The following is a 10,801-nucleotide window of genomic DNA, read 5'->3' as shown; positions in this document are numbered from 1 at the left end:
GTGGGGAGGGGCGGTTCAGGCCGCGGCGTTCTCGTCCATGCGCCGGCGCAGGCTCAGCGGGCGCATGTCGGTCCACACCTCGGCGATCCGGCTGAGGCACTGCTCACGCGTGCCCTCGGTGCCCTCCGCGCGCCAGCCGGCGGGGAGGTCGCGCCCGGCGGCCCAGATCGAGTACTGCTCCTCGTCGTTGAGCACCACGCGGTAGATACGGTCGTCGTTCTGTTCGGCGGTCATGCCGGCTCCTCGGTCGGTAGGGCTGTGCGGAAGGGGTTCAAGCGGGGGAAGGGGTTCAAGCGGGGGAAGGGGTTCAGGCGGGCAGGAAGTCGTCGACGCGGATCCCGAGGCCCTGTCGCCCGGCCTCTTCGCGGACGTAATCGGCGAGCGCCATGTCGAGCACGCCGAGGCCGAACGGGGAGTAGACGACGGGCCGTCCGGAGGCGCGGTCGAAGGTGGCGGTGCCACGCAGCAGGGCGCCGATGGACGCGGCCACGAAGTCCCGGTTGCCGGTGCGCTGCTGGGCCAGGTCCAGTGAGGTCCGCTCGCGGCACACGTGATCGGCGTCGTCGACGACGTTGACCGCGCCGAGGACGGCTTCGGGGGTCAGGTCCCGCAGGGAGATGTGGAGCACGGTGGTGTCGGGCCCGCAGTCCGTGAGGTCCATGTGCGGGGTGGCCGCGGTGGTGGCCAGCGAGACCAGCCGGTGCGTGCCGAGCGCGGCGGCGGGGCTGTCGACCGGGTAGGCCTTCACCCCGGGTGCCGCCTGCGCGCACTGCCCGGCGAAGGCCTCGGCCCGGGCCGGGTCGGTGTCGTACAGCGCGGCCTCGCGCAGTCCGGGCAGGGCCACGGCGAGGAAGCGCAGGATCTCCAGGTTGATCACGCCGCAGCCGATCAGCAGGACGGACTGCGGCGGGTTGTCGCGGGTGAGCTCGCGGGCGGCGAGAGCCGCGCTCGCGGCGGTCCGCTTCGCGGAGATCACCGCGCCTTCGACGAACGCCACCGGGCGCCCGGTGGCGAGCGAGTTGAGGACGATCGCCGCGCTCGCGCGCTCGCTGCCGGCCGTGACATTGCCGGGGAAGGAGGCGATCCACTTCATCCCGGCGACCGGCCGCTCCCCGCCCCGGTAGGCCGGCAGCCCGATGATCCGGTCCCGGCTGTGCCGCTCCTCGGGGAAGCGAAGGAAGGTCGAGTGCGGGAGGGACGTCCGCCCTTCGTCGTGCAGGCGGTACACGTCGGCGACGAGGTCGATGATCTCCGTCTCCCGGCCGGACAGCACGTCCGTCACATCGGCGCGCCGGAGAATCAGCATTTCAGGGCCTCTCTGTGGTCTTCTCTGGTCTTCTGACGACGACTCCGATGCTGGGCGTGGCCGCTATAGCCGCCCTATACGGCGCGATGGGCCTCGATGTCGTACAGGCCGGTGCCGCCGAGCAGGGGATCCTGGTGCACGGACACCTCGAAGCCCTGGGCGCGCAGCAGCTGCGTCACCGCGTCCAGCCGGCCGTCCTCGTCGTGGGCCTCGGCGACGACCGAGCGGACCATCGGCCAGTGGCCGGCCTCGATACCGCGCAGCACGTCGAGTTCGGCACGCTCGACGTCGACCTTGAGCAGGTCGATGCGGGACACGCCGTGGCGGCGCACCAGATCGGAGACGGTGACGGCGGGCACGGTGAGCTCCAGGCCGTCGTGGAGCCCTTCGAGGAGCTCCTCGGCGTCCTCGGGATCGACCCCCGAGTTGCGCAGGAAGACCCGGGTGATCTCGTCGTCGGCCTCCCGGTCCGCGTGGATTCCGGAGTTGCCGGGGGCGTCGGGATAGTAGGTGAAGCGCAGTTCCCCGGGGCGGTCGGCGACGGCCGTGCACTCGGCGCGGGCGGCCCTCGCGTGCCGGGCGAGATTGCGTTCCAGACAGGCGTGGAGTTCGGGGGCCGGCTCTGCGGCGACGATTCGGACGCCGGGACACAGCCGGGCGCAGTAGACCGACATCAGACCGATGTTGGCGCCGATGTCGAAGACGGTGTCGCCGTCGCGCAGTCGCTCGGCGGCGCGGTGGTAGGCGCCGGGGGGCAGCATCTCCCGCCACATGACGACGGCGGCGGGCACATGGGTGCACCACACCTCGGGGCCGTCGGGGAGTGTGACGCACTGGGTCTGACCGGTCATGGGGCATCGCTCCCGAGTGCCAGCAACTGCGCGAGTTCGTCCTCGTCCACCAGGGGGACCTGGGTGACGGCGGTGCCGGGGTCGTCGAGGGCCGCCTCGATCATCCGCAGGTGGATGTCCGCGAGGCGTTCGATCGTCGCCCGGTCGTACAGGTCCGTGTTGAAGCGCATGACGGAACGGAATCCGGCGGCGCCCTGGAGCACCTCCACGGTGAGGTCCTGCTGGCCCTCCTGCTGCGGTACGTCGCACAGCTCGATGCGCAGCCCGCCGGCCGTGGTGGGGCCGTCGAAGAGACCCTCGACGGGCAGCCGGTCGGCGGCGACCAGGGTCATCGAGATCTGGAAGAGCTGTTTGCGCTCCAGCAGTTCCGTCGGGTAGCCGGCGTGCGCCATGCCGTGGCGCAGCTGCCGCTGCGCCGACTCGGTGAGGTCCCGCAGGGTCGTGCCGGAGGTGAAGGACGCGGCGACGGGCAGGGCGTTGACGTAGTAGCCGACGGCCTCCCGGGTGCCGGGCGACAGCCGGGTGGTGACGGGGCAGCCGATGAGGAACCGCGGTCCGCAGCCAGACCGGTGCAGGGCTGCCTGGAACGTGCCCAGCAGCCAGGCGAACGGGGTCGAGGCGGCAGCCGCCGCCGCGGCGACGAGTGCCTCGCCGGTCCCCCGCGGCAGGACGAGTTCGTGGGTGGCGCCGTTGAGGGTGCGGGTGTCCGGCCGCGGCCGGTCCGGAGGCAGGTCGGCGGCGGGAACACCGTCGATGACCGACTCCCAGTGGGCGCGGGCGCGTTCGCCGCGCGGCGAGGCCAGCAGGCGCTGCTCTGCGGCCACGTACGCGTCCCAGCCGGGCAGTGCGGGACCGGTGCCGGGGCGCTGTCCCGCGGCCAGTCGCCCGTACGCGTCGAGGAGGTCGCGGACGAGCAGCCACTGCGAGGTGGCGTCGCTGACGATGTGGTGGGTGGCGGTGACGAGTACCGCGTCGTCGGGCGCGCGGCGCAGCAGCACGGCCCGGAAGGCCCCTTGGGCGGCGAGGCGGAAGGGCTCCTCGCCGGCCTGCTGGGAGAGCCGGAACAGGGTCTCGTCGTCGGCTTCCGGTACCTCGCGTACGTCGAGCCGCACAGCCTCCGGCGGGCCGGTCACGCGCTCCGGGCCGCCGGTTCCGGCGACGAAGCGGGAGCGCAGCAGTTCATGGCGGGCGACGAGGGCGGTCAGCGCCTCCTGGAGGAGTCCTTCGCGGATCCGGTCGCGGATCCGTACGGCGAGCACCACGTTGTACGCGGAGCTCTCCGGGTCCAGTTGGTGTGCCAGCCACAGCCCTTCCTGGCTGATGGACAGGGACATCGGCGGTTCAGTCCTTCCACAGATGCGTGACTTCGCCGAAATGCCGGCTCACCCAGGCGTCGGAATAGATGGTGTCGAGATAGCGGTCGCCGCCGTCGGGGAAGATCAGAACGCAGTTCGACCCTTCCGGAATCCGGTCCCGGTATTTCCACAGCGCGGCGACGGTGGCGCCGGAGGAGCCGCCCGCGAGCACGGCCTCGCGGCCGATGAGCCGACGGCAGGCGACGACGCACTCCAGGTCGGAGATGTGCACGACGTCATCGGCCGCGGCGGGGTCCATCAGCGGGGGTACGACGGAGGCGCCGTGCCCCGGGATGAGGCGCTGGGTGGGTTCCAGGCCGAAGATCGCGCTGCCCCGTGCGTCCACCGCGACGACGGTGGTGTCCAGGCCGCGGGCCCTGATGTGGTCGGCGCAGCCGCGCAGGGTGCCGAAGGTGCTGACCGAGCAGAAGAGGTAGTCGACCTTGCCGTCGAGTGCCTCCTCGATCTCCCGCATGGTGGTCTCGTGCGCCTTGGGGTTGAGGAGGCTGGCGTACTGGTTGGGCCAGTAGGCGTGCGGGGTCGCCGCGACCAGCTCGCGCACCCGGCGCAACCGGACGGGCAGGAACTCGCCGGTGAGCCGGTCGCGTTCGGTGACGACTTCCACCTCGGCGCGGAACGCGCGCAGAATGGCGAGGTTCTGTTCGGTGGTCTTGCCGTCGACCACGCAGATGAAGCGGAGTCCGAAGTAGCGGCAGATCTGGGCGAGTCCGACGGCGAGATTGCCGGAGCTGGACTCGACGATGACCGAACGGCCGGGCTCCACCTCGCCGCTGCGGATGGCGTGGAGCAGCATGCCGAGCGCGGACCGGTCCTTGATGCTGCCGCCGGGATTGAATCTCTCGATTTTCCCGAAGACTCTGGATCCGAATTCTGGCAGCAGCCTCTCGAATTCCACCAGTGGCGTATTCCCTACGGTCGCCAGAATGCCTGGGAACGGTTGCTCGGGCACGGCTGCCCCTTCCCGACGTGTCACTGCGCCGGATTGACGGCTTGACGCAGAGAATTCTGTGCGGGTCCGCTATAGCCCACCTATACGGAAAAGGGCCGGGGAAACGGACGGGCCGGGGGTGCCCGGACAGCTCCGGGCACCCCCGGCCGGCCGGGAGGAGCGGGGGTCAGCGGCGGGCCAGCTCCTCGGCGAGGTGTGCGGTGATCGCGTCGACGGTGGGGTGGTCCCAGGCCATGGTCGGCTCGACCGCCAGACCGAAGCGGTCCTCGACGTCTCCGCACAGGGTGAGGGCGTACACCGAGTCGAGACCCAGCTCGGCGAGGTCGGCACCCTCGTCTATCTCAGCCGCGGGGCGCTCCAGGTAGTAGGCGACACGGTCCAGCAGCCAGGTGCGGATCTCGTGCGCCTCGGTGCTGTGGGCGGTGCGGGTCGTCTCGGTGCTCATGATGCGGCTCCCTGGGCTGGGACGGGCCGCCGGGCGAGCCGTCCACGGAACAGATCGAAGGTGTGGGCACTGTCGTGCCTGCCGGTCAGCTCCTCGTCGAGCCGCCGGATGTGGTGTTCGGACAGCGGGGCGGGCCGCAGACCGAGGCGTTCGGCGAGGCGGCGCAGAGCGCCGGTGGCCCACAGCGGGTCGGCGAGGAACGGGTCGCCGCCGGAGTCCGCGTCGGCCGCCCGCCAGATGCCGAGGCAGGACGCCGCGGCGAGCAGATGGGCGTAGCGGTCGGCCAGCAGGAAGCCGCGGCGGCCCGCGACCGGGGTGCGGTCGCGCGGCGGAAGGGCGGCCGACCGGCGGGCCAGGTCGGCGAGCTGCTCGGCGAGGAGCCGTGCCAGCTCGGCGAGTTCGGCGAGCCGGTGTTCGCCGCCCCTCGCGCGGGCGGCGAGGTCCCGGGCGATCGCCGGAAGGGTGCCGGCGAGCGCGTCGGTGCCGCGGGCGGTGAGTTCGAGGCGGCCGAAGTCCAGTGCCGGCAGCGGGTCGTCGAGCCGGAAGAGCGTGCCGGGCGCGGCGCGGGACGCGGGCGCGTCCTCGTCGAGTGCGGGCAGCCAGGCCCGCTCGGCCAGCCGGGGCAGCTGCGGCACGATGTTCGCCCGGCAGACCGCGCCGCTCGCGTGCGCGAGGGCGACGACCGGCAGATCGCGGGCCGCCTTCTGGAAGACGGCGTAGGGCCCTTCGCGTACGTAGCTGCGCGCCCCGAGCAGGACGGCGAGGCGGTAGGAGCTGTCCTGGAGCAGCTTCGGCACCAGGTACTTCACGGCCGCGGACCGTCCGCTCGCCTCCTCAGGCAGCAGATGGAGCGACCGCGCGCCGGTCGTCGACAGTGCGTCGCAGATCAGCAGGTCGAGGAAGGCGCCGGTCAGGACTTCCCGCGCGTGCGGGAGCGCGGCGACCGGCCGCCCGTACAGCATGCGCTCGCGGGCGAACGCGAGCACCGTGCGCAACTGGGTGTCGCCGACCCCGACGACCATGCCGGGGAGCACACTCCTGGTGACCTGGAAGACCTTCAGAACGGTCTCCATGGCCCCGCCCTCGGCGCCGAGGAGGCTGCCGGCCGGGACGGGGCAGGCGTCGAGCTCGATGCCGCCGAGGAGACAGCCGCGCACGCCGGAGGTCACGTGGCGGAAGGACCGGTCGGCCCGGTCCGGCGGCAGGGCTTCGAGGTCCACCAGCAGATGCGAGTGGCCACGGCTGCCGGGACGGTCGTCGGTGCGGGCGAAGAAGACGGCGGCCTCGGCCCGCGAGATGTTGTTGACGAGCTGCTTGCCTCCGTCGAGGACGTAGCCGCCGGTGCCGTCCGGGGACGGCCGGGCGGCGAGCGAGATCCGGGAGAAGTCGCTGCCGTGGGCGAGTTCGGTGTACGCGGCGGCGATCCGGCCGCCGCCGAGCAGCAGCTCAGCGGCCCGGCCGCGCTGTTCGGCGCTGCCGTCGGCCCAGACGGGCAGGGCCGCGATGAAGCTGGTGATGCCGTGTCCGACGCCGAGGGCGCAGTCACGCCGGAAGATGGTCCGCATCAGCCGCGCCAGGTGGTCGGCGCGGTCGAATCTGCCGCCGAGTGCGGTGGGTACGAACTCGGCGCCGAGACCGTACGCGCGCAGCGCCTGTTCCCCCTCGGGCAGCAGCTCGCCGCGTTCGTCGGCGGCGAGCACGGCGGCGTTGCCCAGCGGATTGGCCGGGTCCAGGGGGTCGCCGAGCAGTTCCTCCAGCCGCTCGGTCCGCGCGGCGGCGGACTCGGGTGCGGCTGTCGTCAGGGGGTGTGTCATGCCACGTCCTCCGTCACGAGGTCTTCGACGCCCTGGGCCTCGGCCAGCGGGCAGTGCAGCAGCGAGAAGAGCAGTCCGCCGCGGTGCTGCGTGTGCAGTGCGGGCAACAGCGCGTCGAGCGCCGGTCCTTCGGTGTCGTCCAGGTCCGGTTCGCCGGTCAGCCGGCCCAGGAGGCGGGCCAGTACGGCGTCCAGCCAGCCGGTTCTCTGCCACGGCGGCCCTGCCGCTGCTTGCGTGCCGGTGTTCTCCAGCCAGAGGTGGATGCTCGCCGCGCCCGCGTACACCAGCGCGTAGCGGCGGGCGAGCGCGAAGGCGGATTCCGGGACCTCGCGTGCGGTGTGCCGATGGGCGGCGAGCTCCTCGTGGAGCGCGTCGGCGAGGGCGAGGAGCCGGCCGGCCCGGGCGGCGGTGGCGGGCGGCGCCTGGGTGCGCAGCCGGTCCACCGCGTCGGGCAGCGACTGGACGACGCTGGAGCCGGTCCGCGAGTAGAGCGTGAGCCGGTCGTGGTCCAGCTCGGGCGGCGGGGCGTCGAGCCGGGCCGCGCCGGCCACACCGTCCTGGTCTGCGAGGTGCTTGCGGTAGCCGCGGGCGAGTACCGGGAACTGGTTGATCAGCGCGTTCAGATTGACGGCGGTGCTGCCGTCGAAGATGCCGACGATGCGGTGGTCCCGTTCGATCTTCTGGAAGGTGCCTTCGGCGTGGTCGGTGACCAGCATCGCCCGGGCGCCGAGGAGTCCCCGCAGGGCGCCGATGACCTCGTCGCCAAGGGTGGGCACCAGATACTTCACGACGGCGGAGACCGCACTCTGCTCCTCGGTCAGGGTGTGCACGGAGCGCGTGGCGACCAGACTGACCGCCTCCATGGCGAGCAGATCCGCGTAGGCCTCGGCCAGGGTCCGTGCGGCTTCCGGCAGTTCGGCGAGGGTCCGGTTGTAGAGCCGGTGCGTACGGGCGAAGTCCAGGGCGATCCGCAGGGCCTGGTCGGTCATCCCGAGAGACATCGCCGAGCAGAGGGTCCGGGTGATCTGGAATCCCTTGAGGATGATCTCGAGACCGCCGCCCTCGGTGCCGATGAGCGCGTCCGCGGCCAGCTCGGCGCGGTCGAACGCGATGCCGCTGATGTCCGCGCCGCGCACGCCGTGGGTGGGCACTCCCTCGAGGGGGCGCCAACTGCCGGGCGCAAGCGTGTCCTTGTCGACGAGGAAGAGGCTGAACCCGCGGGCTCCCCCGGCGGGCCGGGTACGGGCGAGGACACAGACGTGTCCGGCCCTGGTCGCGTTGTTGATCAGCCATTTCTCGCCGTCGAGACGCCAGCCCCGCTCGGTCCGTACGGCGCTGAGGTCGCCGGCCAGCAGATCGCTGCCGTGCGCCTGCTCGGTCAGGGCGAGCGATACGACGGCCCCGTCCGCGACCCGGGCGCCGAGCGCCGCCGCCTGCCCGGGTGTGCCCGCCACCCAGACGGACACGGCGCCGAGGTAGGTCTTGATGTGTCCGAGCGCGACGGTGAAGTCACGCCGGCCGAGAGTGCGGATGATCTCCAGGAGGTCCTCGCTGCTGCGGAGTTCACCGCCGTGCCGGGCGGGCGCGAACCAGCGCGGCACTCCGAGCCCGTCGAGCTCCCGGCAGATGTCCGCGGGGAACTCCTCGGCCCGGTCGAGCTCCGCGGAGTGCGCGAAGGAGAACGTCCGCCGGGGATCGCGCGGGTCGCCGAGGCGCTCCTCGATCGCCGCGCTGAGGGCGTACGGGCGGTGGGGCCCCGGCTCCCGGGCGGGCACCGGCAGCCGTATCGGCGGACGGAATGCCGTCCGTACCTCCGGCGAAAGCTCTTCGTGCAGCGGCTCCAGCCGGTCCTGTTCGAAGAGCGAGCGCATCAGTGAGCGCTGGATCTTGCCGCTGGTCGTGCGGCGGATCCGGCCCACCCGGACCAGGACGAGGGCGCCGACGCGTACGCCGAGCCGCTGTGCCAGCTTCGTCCTCGCCGTGCGGGCCAGGGCGGTGAGTTCCCCTTCGCTCAGTCCGCGGGCGCGCAGCTCCTGGACCGCGACGATCTCCTCATGGGCCGGTCCGCCCCCCGGGCGGACCGGGAAGACCGCGGCGGGGAGGCCGGCGAAGGACGGGGAGAGGTCCCCCAGGGTCCGCTCGATGTCGTGCGGGTAGAGGTTCCGACCGTGCACGATGATCATTTCCTTGATGCGGCCGGTGACGTACAGTTCGCCGTCGCGCAGCGCACCCAGGTCGCCGGTGCGCAGGAAGCCCTCGTCGCCGCCCGCGGTCACGGCACGGAAGGTACGGTCGGTCTCCTCGGGCCGGTTCCAGTAGCCGAGGGCGACGCTGCCTCCGCGGATCCAGATCTCGCCGACCGTTCCCTCGCGGCACGCGGCCGACGTCCGCGGATCGACGATCCGTACGTCCAGGCCGCGTACGATTCCGCTGCTCGCCAACTCCTGTACGGGACCTGCCTGTTTTGCCTCGGTGACCTCCCCGCGGGCCAGCGCCGCGGGGTCGGCGCGCAGCACGGTGGGCGGCTGGTCGGCGCGGGTACCGGAGACGAAGAGGGTGGCTTCGGCGAGGCCGTAGCCGGGAAGCAGCGCCTTCGGTTCGAAGCCGCAGCCGGCGAACCGCTCCGCGAAACGGGCCAGGGTGGCGGGGTCCACGGGTTCCGCGCCGTTGCAGGCGTAGCGCCAGCGTGAGAGATCCAGCCCTGCGGTCTGCTCCTCGCCGAGGCGGCGCGCGCAGAGGTCGTAGGCGAAGTTCGGTGCGCAACTGATCTCGGCGCCGTGCCGTTCGATCAGCCGCAGCCAGGACACGGGCCGCTTCAGGAAGTCGGTGGACGACATCAGCACCGCCGTCCCGCCCAGGTGGAGCGGTGCGAGCATCATCGCGATGAGGCCCATGTCGTGGTAGGCGGGCAGCCAGCTGCACCAGGTCATGCCCTCGTGCCAGCCGTGGCAGTCGCGCATCAGGCGCAGGTTGTGGACGAGTGCGCCGTGCGGGACCATCACGCCCTTCGGGTCGCTGGTCGACCCGGAGGTGTACTGCAGGAAGCAGAGCATCCCGGGGTCCGCGGCGGGTTCGGTCCAGGCGTCCGGGTCGCCCTCGCGCTCGGCGGACTCGACGGTCACCGCGGCCAGTCCGGGCAGCGCGTCGCCCTCCTGCTCCAGCCAGCCGGTGACGACGGCGTCCGTTGCCTCATCGGTGAGGACCAGCCGGGCGCCGGTGTCACGGGCGATCGCGGTGGTCCTGGACTCCTGCCGGCCGAAGCCGCCGGGCGCCGGCACCGGAACCGGTACCGCACCCGCGTACAGACAGGCCAGAAAGGCGCGGAGGAAGCCTGTGCCGGGTCCGCAGGACAGCAGTACCCGGTCGCCTGGCGCGGTACGGGCGGCGAGCCGATGGGCGGCGGCACGCGCCGCACGGTCCAGCTCGGCGTACGACATCTCCTCCTCTGCCCGGTCGGTGCAGAAGCGGACTGCGCAGCGCGCGGGCGACTGTGCGGCCCGCTGGCGCAGCGTGCTGACGAAGCTCTCGAAGCCGGAGGCCCGACTACTCACGTTCACCTCATAGTGTCCTCGCCGGTCACCGTGGCTGACCTGCTTGTCCGGCTGGGGCGGCGGTACGGGAACTCATCCAAGCCAGGGCCGCTATGGCGCTCCTATACGCGGAGCGCGCCGGCCTGGGACGACGAAGGGCCGCCGCAGGGTGACGGGGGGCACCGTGCGACGGCCCTGGGCCGTGTCTGACACATCCCGCCTGGCGCGCGACGCCCGGCACGCCCACTCGCTGCGTTGTCGGAGTCATCCAAGTACGTCCAGTACGCGGATGATCTCCCCCAGAGCTGCGCCTGGGAGGTGCCCCCACCGCCTTGCGCTTGCACGCACCGGACGCCGCGCGCCCCGCCCTGCGGGCGGACGGCGCTATTTGTCGGACACGACCTAGTCTTCTGAGTCAGGAGTTCTGTTTAGATATGTAGGCTTGGCTTGTGGCACGTACTGGGCGGCCGAAGGCCGAGTTGACGCTGTCGGATGAGGAACGCGCCGCGCTGGAGGGGTGGGTGCGGCGT

The 10,801-nt window shown here is 72.2% G+C and carries 8 protein-coding genes; all 8 read right to left on the bottom strand.

What is annotated here, in order from left to right; genetic code table 11:
- Nucleotides 1–15: 15 nt before the first annotated feature.
- The 8 genes from ACZ6ZQ_RS07700 to ACZ6ZQ_RS07665 all read right to left on the bottom strand — a co-directional run bounded on the left by ACZ6ZQ_RS07700 (nucleotide 16) and on the right by ACZ6ZQ_RS07665 (nucleotide 10,298).
- A complete protein-coding gene (locus tag ACZ6ZQ_RS07700; protein WP_453665743.1) occupies nucleotides 16–234 on the bottom strand; it encodes an MbtH family protein in 219 nt (72 codons plus the stop codon).
- Nucleotides 235–307: 73 nt separating this feature from the next.
- Nucleotides 308–1,306 (bottom strand): 2,3-diaminopropionate biosynthesis protein SbnB, encoded by a 999-nt coding sequence (sbnB, locus tag ACZ6ZQ_RS07695; RefSeq protein ID WP_469767668.1) that lies wholly within the window; start codon nucleotides 1,304–1,306, stop codon nucleotides 308–310.
- A 74-nt stretch (nucleotides 1,307–1,380) separates the two neighbouring features.
- Nucleotides 1,381–2,157 (bottom strand): FkbM family methyltransferase, encoded by a 777-nt coding sequence (locus ACZ6ZQ_RS07690; protein WP_469767667.1) that lies wholly within the window; start codon nucleotides 2,155–2,157, stop codon nucleotides 1,381–1,383.
- The gene (locus ACZ6ZQ_RS07685; RefSeq protein WP_469767666.1) at nucleotides 2,154–3,491 is read right to left on the bottom strand and encodes a condensation domain-containing protein; all 1,338 of its coding nucleotides are present in this window, start codon (nucleotides 3,489–3,491) and stop codon (nucleotides 2,154–2,156) included. The genes ACZ6ZQ_RS07690 and ACZ6ZQ_RS07685 overlap by 4 nt, the downstream gene beginning before the upstream one ends.
- A 7-nt stretch (nucleotides 3,492–3,498) precedes the next feature.
- Nucleotides 3,499–4,482: a 2,3-diaminopropionate biosynthesis protein SbnA gene (gene sbnA, locus ACZ6ZQ_RS07680; protein WP_453665749.1), complete on the bottom strand. Its 984-nt coding sequence runs from the start codon at nucleotides 4,480–4,482 to the stop codon at nucleotides 3,499–3,501.
- 166 nt (nucleotides 4,483–4,648) lie between these two features.
- Complete coding sequence (locus ACZ6ZQ_RS07675) at nucleotides 4,649–4,927, bottom strand: acyl carrier protein (protein WP_469767665.1); 279 nt, start codon at nucleotides 4,925–4,927, stop codon at nucleotides 4,649–4,651.
- Entirely contained in the window at nucleotides 4,924–6,741 is a 1,818-nt protein-coding gene (locus tag ACZ6ZQ_RS07670) for an acyl-CoA dehydrogenase (protein WP_469767664.1), read from the bottom strand. Before ACZ6ZQ_RS07670 ends, ACZ6ZQ_RS07675 begins: the two co-directional genes overlap by 4 nt.
- Complete coding sequence (locus tag ACZ6ZQ_RS07665) at nucleotides 6,738–10,298, bottom strand: AMP-binding protein (RefSeq protein ID WP_469767663.1); 3,561 nt, start codon at nucleotides 10,296–10,298, stop codon at nucleotides 6,738–6,740. The genes ACZ6ZQ_RS07670 and ACZ6ZQ_RS07665 overlap by 4 nt, the downstream gene beginning before the upstream one ends.
- Nucleotides 10,299–10,801 lie beyond the last annotated feature (503 nt).

It is taken from the genome of Streptomyces sp. NPDC053673, from assembly GCF_055585225.1.
This window is presented reverse-complemented; position numbering and strand designations above follow the sequence as displayed.